This window comes from Aminomonas paucivorans DSM 12260 (assembly GCF_000165795.1).
Classification (GTDB): Bacteria; Synergistota; Synergistia; order Synergistales; family Synergistaceae; genus Aminomonas; species Aminomonas paucivorans.
The window spans coordinates 1,271,605-1,296,417 of sequence record NZ_CM001022.1 but is presented as its reverse complement, the minus strand read 5'-3'; the positions used below and the strand labels follow the sequence as shown (position 1 = coordinate 1,296,417).

25 protein-coding genes and 1 tRNA gene are annotated in these 24,813 nt (G+C 66.8%); 6 read left to right on the top strand and 20 right to left on the bottom strand.

Going from position 1 to position 24,813, the window contains the following annotated elements; translation table 11 throughout:
* Positions 1-59: 59 nt before the first annotated feature.
* The 15 genes from APAU_RS06010 to lepA form a co-directional block, all read right to left on the bottom strand.
* Positions 60-788 (bottom strand): pseudouridine synthase, encoded by a 729-nt coding sequence (locus APAU_RS06010; protein ID WP_006300836.1) that lies wholly within the window; start codon positions 786-788, stop codon positions 60-62.
* Positions 785-1,387 carry an SMC-Scp complex subunit ScpB gene (scpB, locus tag APAU_RS06005; protein WP_006300835.1) on the bottom strand — a complete coding sequence of 201 codons (603 nt, stop codon included), beginning with the start codon at positions 1,385-1,387 and terminating at the stop codon, positions 785-787. The genes APAU_RS06010 and scpB overlap by 4 nt, the downstream gene beginning before the upstream one ends.
* Positions 1,359-2,120 (bottom strand): segregation and condensation protein A, encoded by a 762-nt coding sequence (locus APAU_RS06000; RefSeq protein ID WP_006300834.1) that lies wholly within the window; start codon positions 2,118-2,120, stop codon positions 1,359-1,361. The genes scpB and APAU_RS06000 overlap by 29 nt, the downstream gene beginning before the upstream one ends.
* Entirely contained in the window at positions 2,104-3,093 is a 990-nt protein-coding gene (trpS, locus tag APAU_RS05995) for a tryptophan--tRNA ligase (protein WP_006300833.1), read from the bottom strand. Before trpS ends, APAU_RS06000 begins: the two co-directional genes overlap by 17 nt.
* On the bottom strand, positions 3,090-3,902 hold the full coding sequence (locus tag APAU_RS05990) for a Nif3-like dinuclear metal center hexameric protein (RefSeq protein ID WP_198004040.1): 813 nt from the start codon (positions 3,900-3,902) through the stop codon (positions 3,090-3,092). Before APAU_RS05990 ends, trpS begins: the two co-directional genes overlap by 4 nt.
* A 66-nt stretch (positions 3,903-3,968) precedes the next feature.
* Positions 3,969-4,045, bottom strand: a tRNA-Ile gene (locus APAU_RS05985).
* Between the two features lie 58 nt (positions 4,046-4,103).
* Positions 4,104-4,283: a ferredoxin gene (locus APAU_RS05980; protein WP_332248413.1), complete on the bottom strand. Its 180-nt coding sequence runs from the start codon at positions 4,281-4,283 to the stop codon at positions 4,104-4,106.
* Between the two features lie 86 nt (positions 4,284-4,369).
* Entirely contained in the window at positions 4,370-5,170 is an 801-nt protein-coding gene (locus APAU_RS05975; RefSeq protein ID WP_006300830.1) for a phosphoribosyltransferase family protein, read from the bottom strand.
* Between the two features lie 2 nt (positions 5,171-5,172).
* Positions 5,173-5,883, bottom strand: a complete 711-nt coding sequence (locus APAU_RS05970; protein WP_050792482.1) for a GHMP family kinase ATP-binding protein — start codon at positions 5,881-5,883, stop codon at positions 5,173-5,175.
* Between the two features lie 221 nt (positions 5,884-6,104).
* The gene (locus tag APAU_RS05965) at positions 6,105-6,350 is read right to left on the bottom strand and encodes a Veg family protein (RefSeq protein WP_006300828.1); all 246 of its coding nucleotides are present in this window, start codon (positions 6,348-6,350) and stop codon (positions 6,105-6,107) included.
* 99 nt (positions 6,351-6,449) lie between these two features.
* Positions 6,450-8,384, bottom strand: coding sequence for a selenocysteine-specific translation elongation factor (gene selB / locus APAU_RS05960; RefSeq protein ID WP_006300827.1), 1,935 nt, complete (start codon positions 8,382-8,384; stop codon positions 6,450-6,452).
* On the bottom strand, positions 8,381-9,796 hold the full coding sequence (selA, locus tag APAU_RS05955) for an L-seryl-tRNA(Sec) selenium transferase (protein ID WP_006300826.1): 1,416 nt from the start codon (positions 9,794-9,796) through the stop codon (positions 8,381-8,383). Before selA ends, selB begins: the two co-directional genes overlap by 4 nt.
* A gap of 37 nt (positions 9,797-9,833) precedes the next feature.
* Positions 9,834-10,397, bottom strand: coding sequence for a hypothetical protein (locus APAU_RS05950; protein ID WP_006300825.1), 564 nt, complete (start codon positions 10,395-10,397; stop codon positions 9,834-9,836).
* Positions 10,398-10,436: 39 nt separating this feature from the next.
* A complete protein-coding gene (hemW, locus tag APAU_RS05945; protein WP_006300823.1) occupies positions 10,437-11,567 on the bottom strand; it encodes a radical SAM family heme chaperone HemW in 1,131 nt (376 codons plus the stop codon).
* A complete protein-coding gene (gene lepA, locus APAU_RS05940) occupies positions 11,567-13,378 on the bottom strand; it encodes a translation elongation factor 4 (RefSeq protein WP_006300822.1) in 1,812 nt (603 codons plus the stop codon). The genes hemW and lepA overlap by 1 nt, the downstream gene beginning before the upstream one ends.
* A 90-nt stretch (positions 13,379-13,468) precedes the next feature.
* Here lepA and APAU_RS05935 point away from each other — a divergent pair, with 90 nt between their 5' ends.
* The gene (locus tag APAU_RS05935) at positions 13,469-14,575 is read left to right on the top strand and encodes an outer membrane protein assembly factor BamB family protein (protein ID WP_006300821.1); all 1,107 of its coding nucleotides are present in this window, start codon (positions 13,469-13,471) and stop codon (positions 14,573-14,575) included.
* A gap of 108 nt (positions 14,576-14,683) precedes the next feature.
* Positions 14,684-15,946 (top strand): aminotransferase class III-fold pyridoxal phosphate-dependent enzyme, encoded by a 1,263-nt coding sequence (locus APAU_RS05930; protein ID WP_006300820.1) that lies wholly within the window; start codon positions 14,684-14,686, stop codon positions 15,944-15,946.
* Positions 15,947-16,007: 61 nt separating this feature from the next.
* Here the strand turns inward: APAU_RS05930 and APAU_RS05925 are convergent, their stop codons facing one another.
* The 5 genes from APAU_RS05925 to APAU_RS05905 form a co-directional block, all read right to left on the bottom strand.
* Positions 16,008-16,724 carry an ABC transporter ATP-binding protein gene (locus APAU_RS05925; protein WP_006300819.1) on the bottom strand — a complete coding sequence of 239 codons (717 nt, stop codon included), beginning with the start codon at positions 16,722-16,724 and terminating at the stop codon, positions 16,008-16,010.
* Positions 16,717-17,475 (bottom strand): ABC transporter ATP-binding protein, encoded by a 759-nt coding sequence (locus APAU_RS05920; RefSeq protein WP_006300818.1) that lies wholly within the window; start codon positions 17,473-17,475, stop codon positions 16,717-16,719. The genes APAU_RS05925 and APAU_RS05920 overlap by 8 nt, the downstream gene beginning before the upstream one ends.
* The gene (locus APAU_RS05915) at positions 17,475-18,482 is read right to left on the bottom strand and encodes a branched-chain amino acid ABC transporter permease (protein WP_006300817.1); all 1,008 of its coding nucleotides are present in this window, start codon (positions 18,480-18,482) and stop codon (positions 17,475-17,477) included. Before APAU_RS05915 ends, APAU_RS05920 begins: the two co-directional genes overlap by 1 nt.
* Positions 18,483-18,486: 4 nt before the next feature.
* Entirely contained in the window at positions 18,487-19,347 is an 861-nt protein-coding gene (locus APAU_RS05910; RefSeq protein ID WP_006300816.1) for a branched-chain amino acid ABC transporter permease, read from the bottom strand.
* A gap of 104 nt (positions 19,348-19,451) precedes the next feature.
* Positions 19,452-20,711 carry an ABC transporter substrate-binding protein gene (locus tag APAU_RS05905; RefSeq protein WP_232207773.1) on the bottom strand — a complete coding sequence of 420 codons (1,260 nt, stop codon included), beginning with the start codon at positions 20,709-20,711 and terminating at the stop codon, positions 19,452-19,454.
* A gap of 264 nt (positions 20,712-20,975) precedes the next feature.
* Here APAU_RS05905 and purC point away from each other — a divergent pair, with 264 nt between their 5' ends.
* From purC to purL, 4 genes are read left to right on the top strand one after another with little or no spacing between them, the layout of a single operon-like run.
* On the top strand, positions 20,976-21,695 hold the full coding sequence (gene purC, locus APAU_RS05900) for a phosphoribosylaminoimidazolesuccinocarboxamide synthase (protein ID WP_006300814.1): 720 nt from the start codon (positions 20,976-20,978) through the stop codon (positions 21,693-21,695).
* Positions 21,692-21,943, top strand: a complete 252-nt coding sequence (gene purS / locus APAU_RS05895; protein ID WP_006300813.1) for a phosphoribosylformylglycinamidine synthase subunit PurS — start codon at positions 21,692-21,694, stop codon at positions 21,941-21,943. The genes purC and purS overlap by 4 nt, the downstream gene beginning before the upstream one ends.
* A 1-nt stretch (position 21,944) precedes the next feature.
* Positions 21,945-22,673, top strand: a complete 729-nt coding sequence (purQ, locus tag APAU_RS05890; RefSeq protein ID WP_006300812.1) for a phosphoribosylformylglycinamidine synthase subunit PurQ — start codon at positions 21,945-21,947, stop codon at positions 22,671-22,673.
* On the top strand, positions 22,660-24,813 hold the full coding sequence (gene purL / locus APAU_RS05885; RefSeq protein WP_006300811.1) for a phosphoribosylformylglycinamidine synthase subunit PurL: 2,154 nt from the start codon (positions 22,660-22,662) through the stop codon (positions 24,811-24,813). The genes purQ and purL overlap by 14 nt, the downstream gene beginning before the upstream one ends.

Sequence of the window (24,813 nt, the reverse complement as noted above, 5' to 3'; positions counted from 1 at the left end):
CTTTCATCCAGACCTTGCATGACATCCCTCCTGCGGTCCTCCCCGCCCGGCAATCTAGGCTATACGATACCACCCGATAGAATCTGACGCCAGAGTGCCTCCCCGGAAAGCTCCTGGGCCACCCCGGTTTCCAGGCGACGCAGTTCCAGCTTTCCCACCCTCCTGCGGATCAGCCGGAGGACCCCATACTCGAACAGGGCCGCCAGACGGCGGATTTCCCGCTTCTTTCCCTCCACCAGATCGAAGACCGTCCAGCGACGATCCGGAACCCCCAGGGACCGGATGGACAGGGGACGCAGGAACTCCCCCTCGGACCAGAGTCCCTCCAGCATCCTCTCCCGATGCTCCGGAGCCAGGGGGCGGTCCAGCTGGACTTCGTAGCTCTTCACGATCCCCGCGCTAGGGTGCAGCAACCGTTGGGCAAAATCCCCGTCGTTGGTGAGGAGAAGAAGACCTTCGCTGTCCTTGTCCAGCCGCCCCACGGGAAAGGGACGCTCCGGGCGGAATCGGGAGGGCAGCAGGTCCACCACCGTCTGCTCCCTGCGATCCTCCACCGCCGAGAGGACCCCCCGGGGCTTGTGGAGGACCAGATACAGGGCAACCCGGGGCAGGACAGGCTCCCCGTCCACCTCCACCCGATCCTCTCCCTGCACCCGGACCGCCAGGTCCAGGACGACGCACCCGTTGAGCCGAACCCGCCCTCCCAGGATCAGAGCCTCCGCCTTCCGTCGGGAGGCCACGCCGCAGCGTGCCAGGTACTGGTTCAGGCGCTGGGAATCCTCGCTCATGGGCTTTCCTCCTCCGAAGGGTCCGTCTCCCCGCCTGCCTCGGGAGGCAGCACGTCCTGCAGGTCCTCCAGGGAAGGCAGTTCTCCCAGCCCCCCCAGGCCGAAAAGCTCCAGGAATCGGGACGTGGTGCGGTAGAGCAGGGGGGTCCCGGTGCTCTTGCGTCGCCCCGCCACCCGCACCAGGCCGTGGCGCAGGAGGGTCTCCAGCACCCGGTCGCACCGAACCCCCCGAAGCTCCTCCACCTCCGCCCGGGTCACGGGCTGGTGGTAGGCCACCGCTGCCAGGGTCTCCACCGCCGCGCGGCTCAAACGCACCCTCTGGCTCTGGGCGGTGTCCCGAAAGTTCGCCACCAGGTCCCCCAGATCCGGCGCGGTGGCCAGCTGCCACCCCCCCGCCAGGCCCAGAAGCACCAGCCCGTGCCCCGTGGCGTAGTGATCCTTCAACCGCTCCAGGCTCTGGCGGATCGCCGAGGCCGAAAGACCCAGGAAGCCCGCCAGCTCCCCCACCTCCAGGGGAGTGGAGGAGACGAAGAGGAGCGCCTCCACCTGCCTATCCACCAGCCCCAGGGGCTCAGCGGAGGCAGAGGGCGAGATCCGCAAAGGGTTCCTCCTGCCTGAGGGTCACCAGACCCAGGCGGGACAGTTCCAGAAGAGCCAGAAGCGTGACCACCAGCGCCCCCCTCGCCCCTCCGGGAAGCAGCGCCCGCAGGGACGTGGGGCCCAGGGCCAGGAGACGCTGCAGTTCCTCCATGCGCTCCTCCACCCACTGCTCCTCCGGGGCCCCGTCCACCAGCTCCTCCGACCATTCCTCCCCCCCGGCGGAGTCCCGGGAACGCTCCTCCACCAGACGCCACCACACCTGGGCCAGGGCATACAGGTCCCCCAGGTCGAACCAAGGGGGGCCTTCCTCCCCGTGGCGCACGAAACAGCGCTCCCGCTCCCGCTGCCGATCCGCAAGCCAGGCTGCGGCGTTGCGCAGGGGACGGTATCGCACCAGGGACTCCTCCAAGGAGATTTCCTCGAAGGGTTCATCCTCTCCCCCTTCCTCCGTCTCTTCTCCCAGGGAGGGGAAGAGGGCCCGCAGCTTCGAGAGGAGGAGACGGCTGGCCAGGGAGAAGAACTCCGCCATCTCCATCAAGGAAACCCGTTCGGTGCGCAGGAGAAACTGGAGGTACTGCTCCAACAGCGCGGAAAGGGGGAGCTTCGCCGCGTCGAGTTGTCGGCTCTCCGCCAGGTGGCAGAGAAGGTCCAGGGGGCCGGAGAAAGCGTCGAGGCGAACCTCGAAGGATTCCGGGCCCCGGACCTCCGGAGGGGCCTCAGCGGTAGAAGCCAATGGCCCGGTACACTTCCTCCATGGTGGCTGCCGCCGTCCCCCGTGCCCGGTCCGCCCCGTGCCGCAGGATGTCCGTCAGGGTCTCCTCCCGGGCCGCAAAGGCGCGTCGCCTCTCCTGGATGGGCACCATCATCTTCTCCACGTGGACGAAGAGCTTCTTCTTGCAGTCCACGCAGCCGATGCCCGCGTTGCGACACCCCTGCTCCAGTTCCTTTCGTTCCTCCAGGTCCTGATTGAAGAACCGGTGCAGGTCCCACACGGGACACTTGTCCGGATCTCCGGGGTCGGAGCGGCGATACCGGGCGGGGTCCGTCACCATGGGACGCAGCTTCTCCCACAGTTCCTTGGGCTCGTCGGCGATGTTCAGGGAGTTTCCGTAGGATTTGCTCATCTTCCGGCCGTCGGTTCCGGGCATCTTGGGGTTGGGGGTGAGCAGGGCCTGAGGTTCCGGGAAGACCTCCCCGAAGAACTGGTTGAACCGCCGGGCCAGTTCCCGACTCAACTCCAGATGGGCGGACTGATCCACCCCCACCGGGACCTGCCCCGCCTTGTAGAGCAGGATGTCCGCAGCCATGAGCACCGGGTACCCGAGAAAAGCGTAGGTGGAGAGATCCTTGTTCTGCAGGTTCAGGATCTGCTCCTTGTAGGTGGGACAGCGCTCCAGCCAGCCCAGGGGGGTGACCATGGAAAGGGCCAGGCTCAACTCCGCGTGCTGGAGCACGTGGGACTGCACGAAGATGGTGCACTTCTCCGGGTCCAACCCCACCGCCAGCCAGTCCAGGAGGATCTCCCGGCAGTTGTCCCGAAGTCTGCTGCTGTCCGCATAGTCCGACATGAGGGCGTGCCAGTCCACAATGCTGTAGTAGCACTCGTGATCGTCCTGGAGCTTGACCCAGTTGATCAGGGCTCCGGCCATATGCCCCAGATGCAGCTTCCCCGTCGGCCTCATTCCGCTGAACACACGCTGATTCACTCGACCTCACCTCGGCTGATGACCCGATCCGCAAACACGAATCGGGCGGGATCCTGCGGTTCGACCAGTAGGGACACGGGAAGCCCCCCTCGGTTTTCCAGGAAACGGGCAAAACCCTCCATGCTGGCCCGTTCCATCTCGCCGTGGTCCAGGACCCCCAGAGCCAGCCCCGACCGAACCGCGTCCAATTGCAGATGGTACCCCATGTCGGCGGTTAGAAAAAGCTCCGCCCCCTGGGCCCTCGCCTCTTCCCACAGATCTCCCCCGGACCCCCCGCACAGGGCAACCCGGGAGACGGGACGATCCAGGCCCCCCAGTCCCCGCACCCACGTGACCCCCCAGAGACGGGACAGGGAGCGGAGGACCTCCATCCCCGAGACGGGAGCGGGAAGGGATCCCAAGGCTCCCAGGCCCCAGGCCCCTGGCTGAAGCTCCAGGGGGACCAGGTTCTCCAGACCCAGTTTTCGGGCCAGACAGACGTTGGTACCCTCGGGAGAGACGTCCCAGTTGGTGTGGGCAGCGTAGATCGCCACGTCTCCCGCCACCGCCGCAAGCAGCGGATCCGCCTGCGGGGAAGGGTACAGGATCCGACGAAGGGGGCGGAAAAGGATCGGGTGGTGCACCGCCAGGAGGCCGCATCCCCGCAGATGGGCTGCTTCCACCGTCTCCGGGGTGGCCTCCAGGGCCACCGCCACTCGGGCCAGTTCGCCCCCACGCCTCGCCACCAGGAGCCCCGCATTGTCCCAGGAGGCGCACCAACTGGGGGGCAGGGACGCCTCGACACGCCGCACCCATTCGTCGATCCTCACATTCATCCCCCCTTCCTCAAAAAACGGGAAAGCCACCCGAAGGTGGCTTTCCCCTATCTTCCGGTCTGGTGGGCCCACCTGGGATCGAACCAGGGACCTTCCGGTTATGAGCCGGTGGCTCTAACCAATTGAGCTATGGGCCCGGACGCGACTTCCTCGGACATGGTCCCCACCCGTCCCCGCACCGTCGGGACGGCCGGGTTAGGCCTCCACCTGAATGCAGCCGACGGGACAGCTGTCCGCCGCTTCCTGGGCGCATTCAGCCCCTTCGGGTCGCAAAACCCGAGCCTTGCCGATCGCTTCATCTAATTCAAAAACCTCGGGGCATATTTGGGCACAGACTCCGCACCCGATGCATTCGTCCTGGTTGACACGGACCATCATGAACGAGGGTCACCTCCTCCCAAGGCCCGATTCTAATTCAAGGGACTCCATCGGTCAAACGGGATGCATACATCATGTCTTCCTCAGTTGGCGGGTGTTACCTCCACGTTCATGCGCCCCTGCCCCTGGGAAAGGGTGAGCAGGGAGCGGTATTGGGGGACGGCCTTCTGGCGGGGCTCCGCAGCGGCGATGAAGACCCCTACGCCCGCCACCTCCGCCCCGAACTCCCGAGCCACCAGGAGCATCCCCGCGGCGGTGCTGCCCCCGCGCATGTAGTCGTCCACCACCAGGACCTTCTTCCCCCGGCTCAGCTGCCGGGTCCCCATGTACATGGTCCGCACGTCCCCCGCCCCCGTGGGAAAGTGCACCGCCACGGCGGGCCCGTCGCTGGGGCGATTGCGGAAACGGCACACCGCCAGGGGCACCCCCAGGGCGTGGGCGGCGAAGAGAGCCACGGGGATGCCCTTCACCTCCGAGGTCATCACCACGTCGGGCTTCACGTCGGAAAAACGGGACGCCATGATGAACCCCAGGGAGGAGGCGAAACGGGGGTCAAAGATGAGATCGCTGTAGTATACCAACCCCCCTGCCAGGAGCCGCTCGGGATCGGACAGAATGCCCGCCAGGTTCTCCAGCCAGCGGGACCGGACCTCCTCCCGAACCTGGGGGACAAAATGTGCCCCCCCGCAGCGTCCCCGATCCACCAGGATCCGCCCGAGGCCCTCCTCCGCGAAGGCCCCGTCGATGATCTCCACATCGTCGCTCACCACGGTCTTGGAGACCTCGAAATCCCCCGCCAGCTCCGTCAGGGACACTTGGCGAGACGGTCCCAAGAGAAACCTCGAAGCCATGCGGACCAGGCGCTCCGTCCGTTGCCCTCTCATCCTCAACCCTCCCAAGCCACCAGCCTTCGCACCCAGGACAGCCTCCCCAGGACTTGCCCCAGAGAGGTCGCGTCCGCCCGGGGATCCAACACCACGAACCACCCGCTCCCGCTTCCGCAAAGCCCCCAGGCGAGGGCTCCCGCCCACTCCGCCAGGGCCCAGGCTTCCCGGTACTCCCCGTGGAGGGACTCCGACACCGAGACGAAGTCGTTGGGCAGCAACCCCACGACCCGTCGTTCCCTCAGATCCGAGAGGATGCGTTCTCCCTCCTCTCGATCAGGCAACTCCTGCGACAAACCGCAGGCCTCCCTCAGGGCGTCCAGACGCCCGTAGGCCTCGGCGGTGCAGGACACCCACCGGGGAAAGACGAGGAATCCCTTGGCCTGTACCCCCGGGGACAGGGGCAGGAGCCGCTCGCCTCGCCCCCCTCCCCAGGCCAGCGGGGCCCCGTCCGCCAGGAAGGGAACGTCGCTGCCCAACTCCCCCGTCTCCTCAGGGAGCAGGGAGGCAAAGCCATACCGTCGGGCCCAGCGGATCAGGGCCGCGGCGTTGCCGCTTCCCCCGCCTACACCGCCCCCGGCGGGCACCACCTTGGAACAGCCGATCTCCAGGGGGGGCAGGACCGCCCCGTGACGTCGAAGGAGATCCAGTGCCCGACGAACCAGGTGTTCTCCCGCGAAGGGATCCCCGGAGCGGAAGATCCGGTCCCTCACATTATTTACATTTATTTCGCGTATCGTCAATATTTCCGGGGAAGGAAGGCGCCAGAAAAGGGTCTCCACCTCATGGTAACCGTCTGCCTGGAGGTGTCCGACCCCCAGGCAGAGATTCACCTTCAAAGGACACGGCTCGATCCACTCCACGTTCCAACCTCCTCCATACAGCAAGGGCGCCCTGGCGAGAAGCCAGGGCGCCCCAGGATTGCCGGATCCCGCTAAAGTAGCTTTTCGTGCCCCGGCAGCAGCTCCAAGACCACTTCCTTCGTCAGGATGTCCACATAGCTGAAGGACACGGTGCTATGCTGCGACTCGACGTACATCGTAAAGAGAGACGGGTAAGCTTCGACGATGACCCCCTGACGCTCCTCCACCTTCCGACGACCGTTCATTGATCGGTAGGAGACCTTCGATCCCCGATGCTGCAGGACCAGTTCCCGGATCGTGTTCAGAGATTGTGCCATGGGCGTCACTCCCGATGCAAAGATTGGCTGAATATTACGCCCTTTGTCGAAACTTTGCAAGGGTTTCCACCCAATTCCCGGCAAACCTTTACCGAATTGTCATGGATTGTCTTGTGTTGGCGGGCGTTTCAGCAGCACCCTCCGGTCCTGCACCCGCCGGGTGACCCCCAGGGAATCGAAATGCTCCAGCAGGGGCAGGGAATACTTCCGGCTCGTTCCGGAGGCGTCCCGCACCGTGGCCACGGTGATCTCCCCGTCGATGCCCCCGAGAAGGCTCCAGAAACGCCGCTCCACCTCCCGGGAAAGGAAGAAGGTTCCCGCGAGGATGTGTCCCTCTCCGGACTCCTTGGCCACCTGGAGGACCCGCCGAAACTGGGACGCATCCAAAGCCAAGGCTTCTTGGGCCTCCGCCAGCTCCGGAAGCTGGAAGCCTCGGGACTGGGCATACTCCAGGAGCCGGGACACCGTTTCCTGCACCCCTTCCCGGGCGGGGTTGAAACCGGGCAGGCGCATCCGCCCCTCCTCCAGGACGAGGGCTCCCTGGGCGTGGAGGGATTCGACCCAGGCGCGGTAGGCCTTCTGTTCCCCCCGAAGGAGGGCTCCCACACCCTCCTCCACGGGCAACCCCTTCCGTTCCGGGTGTTCCTCGTGAAAGACCTCCAGTCGCCGGATCAGTTCCTCCTTGGCGGCACGGTGCCTCCTCTGAGAGAGCACCAGGGGGTCTGCCCCGGAGAGGACCACCCATCCCCGAGTTGCCTGCTGCTCCCGCAACAGGGACATGAGGTCCCCGGAGAGGCACTGGAGGTCCTGCTCCAGGCGAGTAAAGGGAAGGCACCCCGCCAGGTCCAGGTAGGCCTCCACCCGGTCCCCGTCGTTTTTCGCCTCGCACAGGGAAGCGAGAAAGCGGCGTCGTTCCTCTCGGGAACGTGCCCCTCGCGGTTTTTCCCCGTAGGCGAAGAGCACCTCTCCTCCTCCGATGGTCTGAAGAGGGCTGTAGAAGCGGATCACAAAGTGCTCTCCCCGCACCGCCGCCACGGGCTCCTCCGCCACCAGCTGGGCGCAGACCTCCTCCCCGGGATTCAGGCGGAGGCGGTCCAGAAAACCCACGCGAGCCACCACGTCCGAGGTTCCCAGGTGTACCCGAAGGCGTTGCCAGTGGCGTACCGGCTCCGGGGCCCCGGGAAGGAGACGCAGCCGCACCTCCAGGCAGGAGGTCTCCCGGTAACGCCCCGAGACGGCCAACACATCCCCCCTCTCGAGGGAGTCCACGGATACGGAGGGGATGTTCACCGCCACCCTCTGTCCCGCCGTGGCCTCGGGCACCCGGTCCCCGTGCACCTGGAGACTGCGGACCTTGGAGCGCCCGCCCCGAGGCAGGATCTCCACGTCCTCCCCTTCCTTCAGAGACCCTCGATAAGCCGTCCCGGTCACCACGGTGCCGAAGCCGGAGATGGGGAAGGCCCGGTCAATGGGCAGGAAGAACGCCCCCTTGCGGGACCGGGGAGCACCCCGTTCCACCAGGCGGGCCACCTCCTCCCGAAGCACCTCCAACCCCTCCCCGGTGAAGGCGGAGACTGGCACGACCGGCCGCCCCTCCAGGAAGGTCCCCCGAACGCAGGCCTCCACGTCTTCCTCCACCATGGCGAGAAAGTCCTCCTCCACCAGGTCGCGCTTGGTCAGCACCACCAACCCGTCCTGGACCCCCAGAAGCCCCAGGATGTCCAGGTGCTCCCGGGACTGGGGCATGATCCCCTCGTCGGAGGCCACCACCAGGAGGGCCGCGTCGATTCCCGCCGCTCCCGCCACCATCTGGCGGATGAACCGTTCGTGCCCCGGCACGTCCACCAGGCTCACCACCCGGCCGTCCGGCAGGATGAGGGGAGCGAAGCCCAGTTCGATGGTGATGCCCCGCTTCTTCTCCTCCCGGAGGCGGTCACAGTCCACCCCGGTGAGGGCCTTCACCAGGGCGGTCTTGCCATGATCGATGTGCCCCGCCGTACCGATGACGAAGGGAAACTCCCCCGGGGCGTTCATCGCCCTCGCCCCTCCAGCACCCTCTCCAGGGCCTTCAGGAACAGGGATTCCTCCTCCCTCTGGAGGGTCCGCAGGTGCAGACAGGCCAAGTCGTCCTCCGCCCCCAACACCACCGGCGGATCCCCCAGACGGAACCGCTCCTGGATTCTCCCGGCGCTGCCGATGCGGGGCAGGCGCAGGGCCACGGCGTACCCCGGGAGGGGCGTGGCGGGAAAGGCTCCACCTCCCACGGCGTCCTCCACCGGCACCACCCCGACCCAGCTTTCCTCGTTCCGGGCCTTCAGGACGCGGCGACAGCGGGCGGCCAACCGGTTAGCCCGGGCCTTCAGCTCCCCCTCCTCCAGATGCAGCATGCGGGAGGTGGGGATCTGTCCCCCTTCTCCTCGAAGCTCCATGCGCAGGATCGCCTCGAAGGCAGCAAGGGTCATCTTGTCCACCCGGAAGGCCCTCATGAGGGGATGGCGCTTCAGCCGGTCCACCAGGGCGTGCCGCCCCACCAGAGCGCCGATCTGAGGCCCCCCCAGGAGCTTGTCCCCCGAAAAGGTCACCAGGTCCACCCCCGCGTGGAGGCACTGGCGCACCGTGGGTTCCCCTTCCAACCCCGGGTGATTGGGTGGGGCCAGAAGCCCGCTGCCCAGGTCCTCCATGAAGGTCAGTTCCCGTTCCCGGGCCAGGGCGGCCAGTTCCTCCCGGGCCGGGACCTGGTGGAACCCCTCGATGCGGTAGTTGGAAGGGTGCACCTTCAGGAGCAGGGCCGTCTGGTCCGTCACCGCCCCGGCATAGTCCTCCACGCGGGTTCGGTTGGTGGTGCCCACTTCCACCATCTTGGCCCCGGCGAAGGAAAGGATCTCGGGGATGCGGAAGGAGCCCCCGATCTCCACCAGCTCCCCCCGGGACACGATGACCTCCCGCCCTGCGGCTAGCCCCGCCAGGCCCAGCAGCACCGCCGCGGCGTTGTTGTTCACCACCAGGGCCTTCTCCGCCCCCGTGGCCTGGCACAGGAGCCACTCCACGTGGTCGTTCCGGTGACCCCGCTTCCCCTCCTCCAGGGAATACTCCAGGGTGCTGTACCCCAAGGCCACTTCCCGGACCGCCTCCACCGCCTGCGGAGGGAGCAGGGAGCGCCCCAGGTTGGTGTGCACCACCACCCCCGTCCCGTTGAGGACCCGGCGCAGGCTGCGACGCGAGCGGGTCTCCAGTCGGGCGCGGGCCTCCTCCGTCAGGGACTCCCGGTCCAAGGCTTCGCGGGTTCCCTCTCGGAATGCCTGACGCCACTCTCCCACCACCTCGGAGAAGGTCCCCTTGACGGCATCGCGCCCCAGGCGTTCCTCCATTTCCGGAACCCAAGGAAGAGCCAGGAGCTCGTCCATGGAGGGGAGCTGGCGCAGCAGGTTGCGGATCGCGTCGTTCATGTCGTCCTCCTCTCGTACCGGCAGCCGTGGGCCGCCCCTACAGGGATTCGTCGTCCTCCCGATCCGGCAGAGCCTCGAAGAGAGCCCGGAGGAGCGTTCCCTGAACGATTCGGGTATCCTGGGAGGGGCCGAAAAGGGCTCCGTCCTGGGCGTCCAGGGGCAGGAAGGCGGTGCGGACCCGCTCGTTGAGAGGCTCCTGCACGGGGTACTCCAGGCTCTCGTCGAACAGCAGCACCCATCCGGGCACCGCCATGCCGATAAGCCCCCAGGAAGCACGGCCTCGAGGGGCGGGGACACTCTCCCCCCACTTGCCCGGAGGCAGGTCGGCCCGACGGCGGGCAAGCCCCTCCCCCACCAGGAGCGCCTGGTCGCCCTCGTCAGAAAATGCCGCATAGAGGCGCACCCAGAGGGAAGGGGAGTCGGGGGCTTCCAGGGGGAACCCCTCCAGGAAGGCCAGGGTGTCCCGCAGGTTCGGGGCCACCTCCACGGGGTACCCCGCCATAGGCGGTTGGTCCTGCCCGTCCTCCGCCACCTTCAGAAGCAGGTCGTGAAGGTCCTCCTCGGTGCGTCCTTCCCGCAGCGGCAACAGCAGATAGTCCACGCGAACGCTCCCCTCTTCCTTCCCCCCCGCAGGGGTATCTCAGACCAAGGCCTCCCAGATCCGGTTGGCCACCTGGAACCCTCGGGGGGTCAGGACCCATCGTACCCCCTGACGCCGGACAAAGGCACCCACGAAGGGGAGAAGGTCCGCCTCCACCGCTTCGGCCACCGGAAAGCCGAACCTCCGGGAGGTTTCCCCGGGGCTCCACCCCCAGCGGGTCCGCAGAGCCAGGATCGCCTCCTCCCGGGCCTTGCGCTCCCCCGAAAGACGCTCCCCCCAGAGGGCGGCGGATCGCCCCCGGTCCGTTCGAGCCCTCCAGCCCGTCAGGGTGGGATCGTTGCGGTACCGCCACCCCCCCAGGCACCCCCAGGCTCCGGGTCCCAGGCCCAGGAAGTCCCCTCCCAGCCAGTAGCGCAGGTTGTGACGCCGCCATCGGCCCGAAAGAGCGAAGCTGGCCACCTCGTACTGCCCGTATCCCGCCCGGGGAAGCCGCCACTGGGCGTATCGGTAGAAGGGGTATCCCTCCTCCGCCCTCCCCTCGGGGGGGCTCTCTCCGAAGGGGGTCCCCTCCTCCAGCATGAGCTGATAGAGGGACAGGTGTTCCGGGTCCAGGGACAGGGCCTCCCTCAGGCTTTCCGCGAAGGTGCGCAGGGTCTGGCGGGGAATCCCGAACATCAGGTCCAGGCCCAGGGGGATCCCCTGGCGACGGATCCGCATCGCCGCCTCCCGCGCCCGGGCCCCGTCGTGAAGCCGCCCCAGGGCGACCAGCTCCTCGTCCCGGAAGCTCTGCACTCCCAGGCTGACCCGCAGGGGACGCCACCGCCCCCAGATTTCCAGATGTTCCGGGGAGAGGCTTTCCGGGTTGGCCTCCACGGTGATCTCCGTGGACGAACGGAAGGAGAACGCCTCCTCCAGGAAGCGGATGAGGCGTTCCCAGCCCGAGGGGGAGAGACGGGTGGGGGTCCCCCCTCCCACGTAGAGGGAGGAAAGCCCCCGGCGTTTCAGGCGGGACGCCCAGAAACGGACCTCCCGACCGATCCCCTCCAGATAGCGGTCCTCGTCCCCCTCCCCGGGAGGGGCGCTGGGGAAGGCACAGTAGGGACACTTGGCGGTGCAGAAGGGTACGTGGACGTAGAGGGCCAGGGGACCCCGTCCGTCGAAGGGGGTCACTAGTCCTCCTTGGAGCCCGAGACCTCCATGAAGGCCAGGAACGCCTCCTGGGGGATGGACACCCGTCCGATCTGCTTCATCTTCTTCTTGCCTTCCTTCTGCTTTTCCAGGAGCTTGCGCTTCCGGGTGATGTCGCCGCCGTAGCACTTGGCCAGCACGTCCTTGCGCACCGCCTTGATGTTGGTGCGCACGATGACCCGCTTGCCGATGGCCGCCTGGATGGGCACCTCGAAGAGCTGCCGGGGGATCAGGTCCTTGAGCTTGGTGGCCACCCCGTGCCCCCGATGGTACGCCGCGTCCTGGTGGCAGATGAAGGAGAAGGCGTCCACGGGCTCCTCGTTGATGAGGATGTCCACCTTCACCAGCTGGGAGGGGCGGAACCCCAGGTGCTCGTAGTCCAGGGAGGCGTACCCCCGGGTGACGGACTTGAGCCGGTCGTGGAAGTCCAGGATGAACTCCGCCAGAGGCAGGTCGTAGGTGAGCCGCACCCGCTCGGGGCTCATGTACTCCAGGCTCCCGTAGACCCCCCGGCGCTCCTGACAGAGCTGGATGGCAGGGCCCACGAACCCCTCGGGGAGGAAGAGGGTGCACCGGATGAAGGGCTCCCGAATCTCCTCAATCTTCGTGGCCTCGGGAAAGTCCGAGGGGCGATGGGCCTCCATCACCGTGCCGTCGGTGAGCTGGATCTGGTAGACCACGTTGGGGGCCGTGGCCACCAGGTCCACCCCGAACTCCCGGGAGAGGCGTTCCTTGGCGATGTCCATGTGCAGCAGCCCCAGGAAGCCGCACCGGAACCCGAACCCCAGGGCCGCGGAGGTCTCGGGTTCGAAGAAGATGGCGGAGTCGTTGAGCTGGAGCTTCTCCAGGGCCTCCCGAAGCTGTTGGATTTCGTCCCGCTCGATGGGGTAGAAACCGCAGAACACCACGGGCTTCACCTTCCGGTACCCCGGAAGGGGCGCCGCAGCGGGGCGGACGGATTCCGTCACCGTGTCCCCCACCCGGGCCTCGGCGATGGTCTTGATGCCACAGGTGAAGTAGCCCACCTCCCCGGGCCCTAGAGCCTCCACCCGGCTCATGCCCGGGCGGAAAACCCCCACCTCCTCCACCTCGTGGTCCCCCTCCAGGGCCATGAAGAGCACCTGCTCCCCCGCCTTGAGGACCCCGTTCACCACCCGGACGTAGCAGATCACCCCCCGGTAGTTGTCGTACACCGAGTCGAAGATCAGCGCCTGCAGGGGAGCGTCCGGATCCCCCAGGGGAGGAGGCACGTCCCGAACCACCCGCTCCAGGATCTCGGCGATCCCCACCCCCTCCTTGGCGCTGGCGTGGATCGTGTCGGTGGTGTCGATGCCCACGATTTCCTCGATCTCCCGACACACCCGCTCCGGCTGGGCGGAGGGCAGGTCGATCTTGTTGAGCACCGGGATCAGCTCCAGCCCCTGGTCCACCGCCAGATAGGCGTTGGCCACCGTCTGGGCCTCCACCCCCTGGGCGGCGTCCACCACCAGCACCGCCCCCTCGCAGGCCGCCAGGGACCGGGACACCTCGTAGCTGAAGTCCACGTGCCCGGGGGTGTCGATGAGGTTCAGCACGTAGTCCACCCCGTCCTCGGCGCGGTAGTCCATGCGCACCGGCACCAGCTTGATGGTGATGCCCCGCTCCCGCTCCAGCTCCAGGGAGTCCAGCATCTGGTTCTTCATGTTCCGGAGCTCCACCGTGGAGGTGGTTTCCAGAAGCCGGTCCGCCAGGGTGGACTTGCCGTGGTCCACGTGGGCGATGATGCTAAAATTGCGGATGCGTTCCCTGTCCATCTTCCTTCACCTCGTCCTGAAATGACCCGACGATTGTACCGAAAAATCCCATCGTTGCGGGGCTTGCCCCCGCGAGAGGAGGTCCCACCCTTGAACAGAAACCTTCGCATCCTCGCCGCCGCAGCCCTTGTCCTCACCCTGGGGACATCCCTGGCCTGGGGAGAATCCTGGCCCGTCTTCCGAGGCAACGAGCGCCGCACGGGGCTCGCCTCCGCCCCCTCCACGGCTCCCTCCGCCGTCAAGGGAGAACTGGTCTGGCGCCTCCAGACCGGCGGCGCCGTGTCCTCCTCCCCCGCCCTCTGGGGCAACACCCTCTTCGTGGGAAGCAACGACGGCAGCCTCTACGCCCTGGACGCCGAGTCCGGTCGGGTACGCTGGACCTTCCCCACGGAGAACTGGGTGGCCTCTTCCCCCTGCGTTTCCGGGGGCCTGGTGATCTTCGGCAGCTACGACAGCCGGGTCTACGCCCTGGACGCCGCCACGGGCAAACTGGCCTGGCGCTTCACCACCCACAAGAACGTCCACAGCTCCCCCGCCGTAGCGGACGGCCTGGTCTTCTTCGGAGGCGTGGACGGATATGTGTACGGGGTGGACCTGAAGAAGGGCTGGCAGAAGTGGAAATTCAAGGCAGGGCGGGAGGTCTATTCCTCCCCGGCGGTGGCGGACGGGGTGGTGTACGTGGGCAACCACGACGGCAAGCTCTACGCCCTGGATGCCCAGAAGGGCACCCTCCTCTGGCGGGCGGTGGTAGGCGGTCCCATCAGCGGCTCCCCCGCCGTGGCCGACGGGATGCTCTACTTCGGAAGCTGGGACGGGAAGGTTTACGCCGCCCGGGTCAAGCACCGGGCAGTGGTGTGGCGCTACGCCGCCGGGGCTTCCGTGGAGTCCTCCCCCGTGGTCTCCGGAGGAAAGCTGTACGTGGGGGACATGGCGGGACAGCTCCATTGCCTGGACGCCGCCACGGGCAACCCCCTCTGGGTCTTCAAGACCCACATGGGCATCCCCTCCTCCCCCGCCGTGGCGGCGGGGAAGGTCTACTTTGGAAGCAACGACGACGCCCTCTTCTGCCTGGACGCGGCCACGGGCAATCTGCTCTGGAAGGCCAAGGTGGGGGGCAACGTGACGGGTGCGCCCGCTCTGGGGGACGGGGCGGCCTTCTTCGGCAGCCTGGACGGGAGAATCTATAAGGTACGGTAAGGACGGATCCCCGCCTCCCATTCTCGCGGAGAGAAAGGGACGCCCTCCCGGGATCCCCGTGCCTCCACGGTCGCCGTGGAGACCCCATCCCGCGAGGAGGAGCGAAGCATGATGACGGCCCCGGAGGTTCGACCCGACCGGAGATTGCGCCTGTTCGAATCTCTTCCGGTTTCCCTGACCGCCCGAAAGGCTTCGGGAAACCGAATCTGGACCGACGAATACGGCGAGCTGGTGGACATGGAATCGGGATGCTGGGCGGCCCCGTTGGGGCACGCCCACCCGGAGATCCTCGAAACGCTGATCGAACAGGCCCCTCGGGCCCTGCACCTCCACGAGAAGTTCGTCCTTCGACACGCCTCCGACCTGACCGAGGAGCTCTGCGACGCATCGGGCCTGTCGGGCGGAGACTACTGCGGGACCTACCTGACCTCCGGCACCGAGGCAGTCTCCGCGGCGGTGTGGCTTGCAGAGAACCTGACAAAGCGGACCCGCAAGCTCTGTACGAATCTTTCCTATCTGGGGGCCACCCCGGATCTGCGCATGCCCCGGAACCCCGACGCCTGGACCGACCTGGACATCCGGGGATGTCTGGACTGCGGGGCATCCTCCCGATGCGACCTCTGCGAGAAACTCGACGGAATCGATTTCCGGGACCACGCCTGCTTCGTCTTCGAACCGGGGAACTCCGGAGGGCGGGTCCTGTGCCCCCCCCCGAAACTGGTCTCCCATCTGAGCGCCCGGATCCGGGAGACAGGGGGGCTGGTGGTCTGCAACGAGGTGACCACGGGCTTCGGACGGACCGGGCGTTGGTTCGGCTTCCAGCACTACCCCTCCCTGGTCGGGGCCTCGGACCTGCCGGACCTGATTGCCCTGGGGAAGGGACTGGGGAACGGATACCCCGTCAGCGGCGTGCTCCTCCGCTCCTCCCTTGCTCGACAGGCCCGGGAGGAAAACCTGATCTACGTCCAGTCCCACATCGACGATCCCCTGGGGTGTGCCGTGGCCCGGAAGGTCGTGGAGATCCTGGGGCGGGACGGCCTGGTGGCTCGGGGAGACCGGGTCGGGGCGTCCCTGCGGGCCCAGGTGGAGGAGGCCCGGGGGGGCCTGCGGGGCATCTCGGAGGTTCGGGGCCGAGGGATGATGAACGTCTTCCAGGTGCCCCCGGAGGCTTCCCCCTCCCGCCTGTTCACCGCCCTCCTTCGCCGGGGGTATTTCCTGGGGCTCTCCAAGCGGTTTCAGCTACTCCGAGCCTACGCTCCCCTCACCCTGACCGACGAGGAAGTGCGAGGGTTCTCCTCGGCGCTGCGACAGGCATTGGAGGAAGAGGGCGAGGAAGGACGTTCTCCGGAGACGCCTTCTCCCCGGGGCTGATCAAGACGCGGGAGGAGGCCAGAGGGGCCTCCTCTCGCTCGTTGCACCTCGATCCGACCCCCTACATTCCCATGTAGGCCTTGCGGACCTCCTCGGAGTCCAGCAGATCCTTGGCGGAGCCGGACTGGACCATGCGGCCCGTCTGGATCACGTAGCCCCGATGGGCGATCTCCAGGGCTTCCTGTACCATCTGTTCCACCAGGAGCACCGTCACCCCCCGGCGGTTGATCTCCGCCACCGCCTCCAGCACCTTCTCCACCAGACTGGGCATGAGGCCCAGGGACAGCTCGTCCAGCATGAGAAGCTGCGGCCGGCTCATGAGCCCTCGGGCGATGGCGCACATCTGCTGCTCTCCCCCGCTCATGGTTTCGGCGATCTGGGCGGATCGGGCCTTGAGGACGGGGAAAAGAGAGAAGACCTCCTCCAGCCGCTCCGCCACGGAGGCCCGGTCCTTCTCCGCGAAGGCGCCCAGCTCCAGGTTCTCCCGCACGGAGAGCTTGGCGAACAGCCGCCGCCCCTCGGGAACGTAGCTGATGCCCCGGCGGATCATCTGGTTCGCCGGGACCCGGCTCACGTCCTCCCCCAGGAAGCGGACGCTCCCTCCCACGGGGTGCATGAGCCCCGCGATGGTCCTCATGGTGGTGGACTTGCCCGCTCCGTTGGCCCCCACGATGGCCACGATCTCCCCCCGGTTCACCTCCAGGGAGACGCCGAAGATCACCGGAACGCCGTCGTAGGCGCAACGCAGGTCCTGGACCTGCAGCATGGGCTCACTCATGGCCCCCCGCCTCCCTCTTCTCCGCCAGGCGTCGGCTGAACTTCTCCCCCAGGTAGGCCTTGATGACCTCCGGGTCCTGCACCACCGCCCGGGGGGTGTCCTCGGCGATCTTCACGCCGCTGCGGAGCACCACGATCTTGTCGGAGATGGGCATGATGGCCTCCATGATGTGCTCCACCATGAGGATGGTGATCCCCTCCGCCTTCAGGCGCAGGATCACCTCCACCATCTCCTTCACCTCCGTGGAGGTGAGCCCCGCCACCGCCTCGTCCAGCAGAAGCAGCTTGGGACCGGTGGCCAGGGCCCGGGCCACCTCAAGGCGTTTCTTGTTCCCGATGGTCATGTCCCCGGCCAGGCGATCCCGCAACTCCTGGAGGAAGCAGATCTCCAGGCAGCGCTGAGCCGTCTCCAGGGCCTTCTCCGGCTGGGGGTGACGCAGGTAGGCCCCCACCAGGATGTTCTCCAGCACCGTCATCTCCTTGAGGGGACGCACCACCTGGAAGGTGCGGGCCACCCCAAGGCGGGCCACCTTATAGGAGGGCAGCTTGGTGATGTCCTGTCCGTCGAAGGCGATGGTGCCGCCGCTGGGCCGGTAGAGCCCCGCCACACAGTTGAACAGGGTGGTCTTGCCCGCCCCGTTGGGGCCGATGAGCCCCACGATGGTTCCCTGGTCTACGTCAAAGGAAACGTCGCTGTTGGCCACCAGGGAACCGAACTTCATGGTCAGGTTGCGAACCTCCAGGAGGGACATCAGGCCTCGTCCTCCTTCTTCTCGCGGGACCGGCGTCCTCCCAGGACGCCCAGGTCCGCCAGGATGCCCATGATCCCCCGGGGCTGCTTCACCATCATGAGGATGATGAGGGCGCCGAAGATGATCAGATCCATTCCGCTCCCCAGGCTGCCCAGGTAGGCCCGGGTGTACTCCTGCAGGGGGATGAGCACCGCCGCCCCCAGCAGGGGCCCCAGGAAGGTTCCCACGCCTCCCAGAATGGTGACCAGCACGAACTTCATGGACATATCCAGGGACATGACCATGGGGGGATCCACTCGGAAGTTGTACTGCACGAAGAAGGCCCCGCACAGGCCCGCCAGGAAGGCGGAGGAGGCCATGGCGGCGAGCTTGACGACGGTGCTGTTCACCCCCAGGGACTCGGCGGTCTCCTGCCCCTCCCGAACCGCCCGCAGGTAGGCCCCCAGACGGTGCCGTTCGATCCAGCGCACCACGCCGAAGACCAGGACGAACAGGCCCAGGGCGCCGTAGTAGTACCCCTCCTTGGTGTTGGTCCAGACGAAGTCCTTCCACCCATCCGGCAGGATGGGGTAGTCCAGCCCCAGGGCACCTCCCACCCAGTCCCACACCATGAAGAGCCGGTTGAAGATCTCCACGATGGCGAAGGTGGCGATGGCGAAGTAATGCCCCTTGAGCTTGAAGCAGGGGTAGCTCACCAGGACGGAGACTGCGGAAGCGGCCAGGGCTCCCAGAAGGGCCCCCAGCCAGGGGGTGCCTCCGTAGGTGACCACCGCCAGTCCCGCCCCGTAGGCTCCGATGCCGAAGAACACGGAGTGGCCGAAGGAGACCTGACCGCAGTAGCCTCCCAGGATATTCCAGGCTTGGGACATGGAGGCGTACAGGAGCACCAGGATGAACACGTGGGCCCGGAAGCTGTTGCCGATGAGCCCCGGAACCAGGGGAAGGGCGGCCAGGAGGGCGACGAAGCCGTACCAGAGGAGATCGCTGCGTCGAGTCTGCCGGATCATCCCGTCACCACCCGAAAAGGCCCTTGGGCCGGATCATGATGACCACCAGATAGATGCCGAAAACCGCCACGTACTTGAACACCGGAGCCACGTAGAACCCCGTGAAGGACTCCACCAGGCCGATCATGAGGGCCGCGATGAGGGCTCCGGGGATGCTCCCGAACCCTCCCATGGCCACCACCATGAAGGCGATGAGGCCGAAGAGTCCACCCACCTCCGGGTGCACCGCCAGGTAGGAGGGCAGCAGCCCCCCGGCGATGCCCACGCAAGCCCCGCCGAGGCCGAAGACCAGGAGGAAGATCTTCTCCGTGTCGATGCCCATGAGTTCCGCCGCCTCCCGATCCATGGCGGTAGCCTGGATGGCCCAGCCCAGGCGGCTCTTCTTCAGCATCACGTAGAGAAGGGCCAGCACTCCCAGGGCAAAGAGGCTGGTGACCAGCTGGGGCAGGGGGATCACCAGCTCCCCCAGGAGGATCTTCTTCCCCTCCAGAAGGGTTCCGGAGAGGAGGCGGAAGTTGGGGGAGAACCGATTGAGACAGAAGTTCTTCAGCACCATGGACAGGCCGAAGGTGGCCAGCAGGGGGGCCATGGCCGCCTTGCCCAGGCACCGGGACACGATGAGCTTGTAGGTGACCGCCCCCAGGAGAAAGAGGAAGGCCGCCGAGGCGATCCAGGAGACGATGGGGTCCACGTGGGCCAGAAAGCCGATCCAGTAGCTCAGGTACATGGCCACCATCAGAAACTCGCCGTGGGCGAAGTTGATGACGTCCATGACTCCCCAGATCAGGCTCAGGCCCGCGGCGACCAGGGCGTAGAGCAGACCGCTCATCGCCCCGTCGAGGATCACCTGGAACAGATGAACCATGGCAGGGACCTCCTTAGAAGACCGTTCTTGAGTGCATCATGATCTTCGGTCCGGAGAAAAAGGGCGGGGAAAGAGACCCTCCCCCGCCCTCGGACCTTCGGTGCCTACTTGCGCTTGTCCCAAGGGGTCATGGGGACGGTGGCCTTGGCCTCCGCATACTCCTTGGGGAACACGGGGACGTACTTCAGCCCGTGGAGCTGGGTGATGACGCTGGTGGCCTTCATGTTCTGGCCTCCCGCACCGAAAGCGACCTTGCCCCCCAGGGAGAGGGGAGAATCCCATGTGGTGGTGCGCAGGGTCTCCGCCACCTTCTCCACATCCAGGGTCTTGGCCTTGTCGATCGCCTGGGCCAGGATGAACAGAGCCACGGCCTCCTGGATGGAGTCGGAGTCGAAGGGCACGGTGGTCTTCTTGGTGTAGAGCTTCTCCACCGCCGCCACGGCCTTCATGTACTTCGCCCCGATCTCCGGGGAGTAGCCCGTGCCGCCCATGAAGAGGTCCCCGTCGGGTCCCAGCTGCTTGGCGATGATGGGATCCTGGTAGCCCGTGCAGTAGTTGATGGCCGCCTTGGGCAGCCAGTTCATCTGCTTCATGCTGCGGACCCACAGGGTGTAGTCCCCGCCCAGGCAGGCGCCGTACACCGCGTCGGGGTTGGCGGCCTTCAGGGTCTGCACCTCGCTGTTCAGGTTGGTGGCTCCGGGGGTGAAGGCCACGTCCGCCACGATCTGGAAGCCCGCAGCCTTGGCGGCCGCCTTGCCCTCGTCGGCGGCGTGCTTGCCGAACTCCGTGTTCTCGTAGATGAAGCCCACGGTCTTGATGCCCGCCTTCTGGCTCTTGTTGATCTCCTGGAAGTACTCCGTGAACTCCGCCGACTCGGTCTTGTCCGTGGGGGCGAGGCGGAAGAAGTACTTGAAGTTCCGATCCGTCAGGGCGGCGGAGCTGGAACAGCCGCACATGAAGATCTTCTTCATGCGCTCCGCCACGGCGCTGGCGGGCTTGGTGGAGGAGCTGTTGTAGCAGCCGATGATGGCGTAGACCCCCTCCTGGTTATAGAGGCGTTCGGCTTCGGACTTGGCCACGTCTGGCTTGCCCTGGGTATCCGCCTTCACGAGGACGATCTTGGTGCCCCCGTTGATGCCTTCCTGGGCCGCCAGGGGGACCTTCAGCTCCGGATGCTTGTTGTTGATGACCTCCGCGGCGGTCTCCACGGCGGCGACGCAGCGCTGCCCCGCCACCGCACAGGGTCCCGTCAGGGGGAACAGGGTGCCGATCTTGATGACCTTGTCCGCCGCAAAGGCCGCGCTTCCCAGGACGCAAAGGGCCAGGCAGGCCACCGCCAGGACAACGGACGTACGCTTCCTCATGGACATGATCGAATCCTCCCTCTTCTCTCGATCCAGACGCTTCTTCCTCTTCCTCCTCGTGCAACGCGGATCCCTTGAGCGCCCTCGACCGTCCCCTCCTTCCGCTGAAGGATCTGTCTTGTGGACCTGTGCACCAAGCGCGAAGATTTCCACACCATATTCAGCACTTGTGTTCAAAATGTCAACGCTTACGAGGAGTTGTCCTTGACATTCTAGTTTTTCTGGATATATATGTAAGCATTCCATTCCTGGAGGGGATCATCCATGGAAAAGCGCGAGTTCCTCTACGAGGGCAAGGCGAAGAAACTCTACGGCACCGACGACCCGACGCAGGTGGTGGTGGAATACAAGGACCACCTCACCGCCTTCAACGCGCAGAAGAAGGCCACCATGGGGGGCAAGGGGCGCCTCAACAACCTCATCAGCGCCCATCTCTTCGAAAAGCTGCGGGATCGGGGCATTCCGGTTCATTTTGAACGGATCCTCGACGACGTGCACCAACTGGTGAAGAAGGTAGTGATCTTCCCCCTGGAGGTGGTGGTGCGGAACATCACCACCGGGTCTCTGTGCAAACGCCTGGGCATCCGGGAGGGTATGGAGCTGCCCCGCCCCCTGGTGGAGTTCTACTATAAGGAAGATGCCCTGGACGACCCCCTGATCCTGGAGGACCACGCCCTGCTTTTCGGCTGGGCCACCCGGGAGGAGCTGGACACCATCAAGGCCCTGGCCCTTCGGGTGAACGACGAGCTGCGGGAGATCTTCTCCGGCCTGGGGATCATCCTGGTGGACTTCAAGCTGGAGTTCGGCCGGGACATGGAGGGGAACCTGCTGCTGGCGGACGAGATCTCCCCGGACACCTGCCGCTTCTGGGATCGCAGCACCGGGGACCGGTTGGACAAGGACCGTTTCCGCAAGGATCTGGGAGACGTGCTGGGGGCCTACGAGGAGATCTGGCGGCGCCTTTCCGGAGGGGCGGGACGATGAACTACCGAGCCTCCGTGCTGGTCTACCCCAAGAGGGGTGTCCTGGACACCCAGGGCAAGGCGGTGCAGGCCACCCTGATCCGCCTGGGCCACGGGACCCTGGAGGAGGTCCGGGTGGGGCGGTACCTGCAGCTCCTCCTGGAGGCCCCCTCGGAGGCGGCGGCCCGGGAGGAAGGAGACCGGATGTGCCGGGAACTCCTGGTGAACGACCTGATCGAGGAATACTCCCTCCAGGTGGAACCGGCCTGACATGCGAGCCGCCGTCGTCATCTTTCCCGGAAGCAACTGCGACCGCGACGTGATCTGGGCCCTGGAAGACACCCTGCACATCCCCGTGGACCCGGTGTGGCACGACGAGACCTCCTTCCCTACCCCCCCGGATCTGGTGGTGCTCCCCGGGGGCTTCTCCTACGGAGACTACCTGCGTTCCGGCGCCATGGCGGCGCGAAGCCCCCTCATGGGGGCGGTGAAGGCCCACGCCGAGGCGGGGGGGCTGCTCCTGGGCATCTGCAACGGCTTCCAGGTCCTCACGGAGGCGCGTCTGCTTCCCGGAGCCCTGCTGCCCAACACCTGCCAGACCTTCCTCTGCCGCCCCTGCCACCTTCGGGTGGAGCGCGTCGACACCCCCTTCACGGGACGCTACGCTCCCGGACAGGTGGTACAGTTCCCCATCGCCCACCACGAGGGACTCTTCTTCCTCCCCGAGGCGGAGCTGGACGAGCTGGAAAGACGCGGCCAGGTGGTGTTCCGGTACGCCACCCCCGAGGGGGTCGTGGGCCCCGAGGCCAGCCCCAACGGCTCCCTGCGGGCCATCGCGGGGATCGTCAACGGTCGGGGGAACGTGCTGGGACTGATGCCCCACCCCGAGCGGGCCTCCGAGGCCCTTCTTGGAGGAGCGGACGGCCGGGAAATGTGGCATTCGGTAAGCGACTGGGTGCGGACCCAGGGGAACGGGAGGTTCGGCCATGAAGGGGCGTGAGGTGGGGCTGAAGGAACGGGAGTGGGAGCTGCTCCTCCAGAGGCTGGGGCGGGAGCCCAACGACCTGGAACTCCAGATGGTGGGGGTCATGTGGTCGGAGCACTGCAGCTACAAGTCCACCCGGAACTTCCTGAAGGAGCTTCCCCAGAAGGGGGAGGCGGTGGTCCACGGCCCGGGGGAGAACGCCGGGGTGGTGGACCTGGGGGAAGGCTGGGGGTTGGCCTTCAAGGTGGAAAGCCACAACCACCCCTCCGCCGTGGCGCCCTATCAGGGAGCCGCCACCGGGGTGGGGGGCATCATCCGGGACATCCTGGCCATGGGAGCCCGTCCGGTGGCCTCCCTGGACGGCCTCTGCTTCGGGGACCCCTCGACCCCCCGGACGGCCCACCTGGCCCCGGGGATCGTGGAAGGCATCGGGGGCTACGGCAACGCCGTGGGGGTTCCCACGGTGGGAGGCCTGACCCTGCACGACCCCTGCTACGATGACAACCCCCTGGTGAACGCCTTCTGCGCCGGCCTGGTGCGGCTGGAGAACCTGGCCAGCAGCCAGACCGCCGTCCCGGGTCTTGCGGTGCTGCTTCTGGGCTCCAAGACGGGGCGGGACGGCATCGCCGGGGCGGCCTTCGCCTCCCGGGAGCTGGAGGAGGACGGGGCGGCCAGCCGCCCCCAGATCCAGATCGGAGACCCCTTCGAGGAGAAACTCCTCATCGAGGCCTGCCTGGAGCTGCTGGACAAACGACTCATCGTGGGAATGCAGGACATGGGGGCGGCGGGGATCCTCTCCTCCTCCAGCGAGGTGGCCTTCAAGAGCGGCGTGGGCATGACCATCCACTGCGACCGGGTGCCCCTGCGGGAAGCGGACATGGCCCCTTGGGAGATCTTCCTCTCCGAGTCCCAGGAACGGATGCTCCTGGTGGTGGAGCCCGGGAGGGTGCAGGAGGTGGAGGCCCTGGCAAGGCGCTACGGCCTGGACTGCGCCGCCGTGGGACAGACCGAGGCGGGGAACCGCTATCGGGTCTTCCACCGGGGCGAACTGGTGGCGGACCTGCCCACCTCCCTTTTGGGGGGAGATGCCCCCCTGGCGGACTGGGAGGCTCGAATCCCCGCGGACCTGGGGTGCCGCCAGACGCTGCGCCTGGAGGAACACCCGGACCTGGCCTCAGTGGGCTCGGCCCTGGAGGACCTCTTCCGGGATCCCAACCTGGGGGACTTCACCTGGATCCACGAGCAGTACGACTCCATGGTGCAGCTCAACACCGTCCTGGGGCCGGGAAGCCCCGTGGCGGCGCTGCGCCTCAAGAACTCCTCCCGGCGGGTGGTCCTCTCCATGGAGACGAACCCCTGGTGCAGCCACCTGGACCCTCGGGGCGGCACCGCGGAAGCCACCGCCGCCTGCCTCCGGGCCCTCTGGGTGGCGGGAGCCCGCCCCTTGGGTCTCACCAACTGCCTGAACTTCCCCTCTCCGGAGGTGCCGGAGCAGTACTGGGAGCTGGGAGAGGCGATCCGAGGCATGGCCTGGGCCTGCGAGGAGCTGGACTGCCCGGTGGTGTCCGGCAACGTGAGCCTCTACAACGAGAGCGCCTCGGGGAAGATCCTCCCCACCCCCCTGCTGGTGGCGGCGGGGCTGGTGGAGGACGGAGCGCACCTGCTCTCCCCAGGGGGAGGCAGGCCCGGCGACCGGATCGTCCTGGTGGGCCCCTCCTGCTCCCTGGGGGGAAGTCTTTACGGAAGGCGGACCTTCGGCCTGAAGGGCAAGCCCTTCCTCTTCCAGCCCGACCTGGAGCTGGACTTCCGAACCCGCAGCCTCGAAGCCGCCCGAAGCGGCCTGGCCTCTTCGGGACGCACCCTGGCGGCGGGAGGCCTGGGGGGCACCCTGGTCAAGATCCTCCTGACCTCGGGTCTGGGGGCGGAGGTGGACTTCCGTTCCCCGGACCGCAAGGACCTGTTCTTCTTCGGGGAGGGGGGACCCCGGGCCCTCTACACGGTGCCCCAGAAGTCTCTGGTGCCTTTCCTCGCCCTGTGGCGGGGCTATCCCGCAGAGGTGCTGGGGGGACTCAAGGAGGAGCGGACCCTGACCCTCCCCGACGAGGCACCCCTTCCCCTGGATCGTCTGGCGGCGCTCCGCCCGGGGAGACCCTAG

Coding starts and splice junctions, on each gene's coding strand:
- APAU_RS06010 (WP_006300836.1), bottom strand. CDS start 788: ATGAGCGAGGATTCCCAGCGCCTGAACCAGTACCTGGCACGCTGCGGC.
- APAU_RS05980 (WP_332248413.1), bottom strand. CDS start 4,283: ATGGTCCGTGTCAACCAGGACGAATGCATCGGGTGCGGAGTCTGTGCC.
- APAU_RS05975 (WP_006300830.1), bottom strand. CDS start 5,170: ATGAGAGGGCAACGGACGGAGCGCCTGGTCCGCATGGCTTCGAGGTTT.
- APAU_RS05965 (WP_006300828.1), bottom strand. CDS start 6,350: ATGGCACAATCTCTGAACACGATCCGGGAACTGGTCCTGCAGCATCGG.
- selB (WP_006300827.1), bottom strand. CDS start 8,384: ATGAACGCCCCGGGGGAGTTTCCCTTCGTCATCGGTACGGCGGGGCAC.
- selA (WP_006300826.1), bottom strand. CDS start 9,796: ATGAACGACGCGATCCGCAACCTGCTGCGCCAGCTCCCCTCCATGGAC.
- lepA (WP_006300822.1), bottom strand. CDS start 13,378: ATGGACAGGGAACGCATCCGCAATTTTAGCATCATCGCCCACGTGGAC.
- APAU_RS05930 (WP_006300820.1), top strand. CDS start 14,684: ATGATGACGGCCCCGGAGGTTCGACCCGACCGGAGATTGCGCCTGTTC.
- APAU_RS05925 (WP_006300819.1), bottom strand. CDS start 16,724: ATGAGTGAGCCCATGCTGCAGGTCCAGGACCTGCGTTGCGCCTACGAC.
- APAU_RS05920 (WP_006300818.1), bottom strand. CDS start 17,475: ATGTCCCTCCTGGAGGTTCGCAACCTGACCATGAAGTTCGGTTCCCTG.
- APAU_RS05915 (WP_006300817.1), bottom strand. CDS start 18,482: ATGATCCGGCAGACTCGACGCAGCGATCTCCTCTGGTACGGCTTCGTC.
- APAU_RS05910 (WP_006300816.1), bottom strand. CDS start 19,347: ATGGTTCATCTGTTCCAGGTGATCCTCGACGGGGCGATGAGCGGTCTG.
- APAU_RS05905 (WP_232207773.1), bottom strand. CDS start 20,711: ATGAGGAAGCGTACGTCCGTTGTCCTGGCGGTGGCCTGCCTGGCCCTT.
- purC (WP_006300814.1), top strand. CDS start 20,976: ATGGAAAAGCGCGAGTTCCTCTACGAGGGCAAGGCGAAGAAACTCTAC.
- purS (WP_006300813.1), top strand. CDS start 21,692: ATGAACTACCGAGCCTCCGTGCTGGTCTACCCCAAGAGGGGTGTCCTG.
- purQ (WP_006300812.1), top strand. CDS start 21,945: ATGCGAGCCGCCGTCGTCATCTTTCCCGGAAGCAACTGCGACCGCGAC.
- purL (WP_006300811.1), top strand. CDS start 22,660: ATGAAGGGGCGTGAGGTGGGGCTGAAGGAACGGGAGTGGGAGCTGCTC.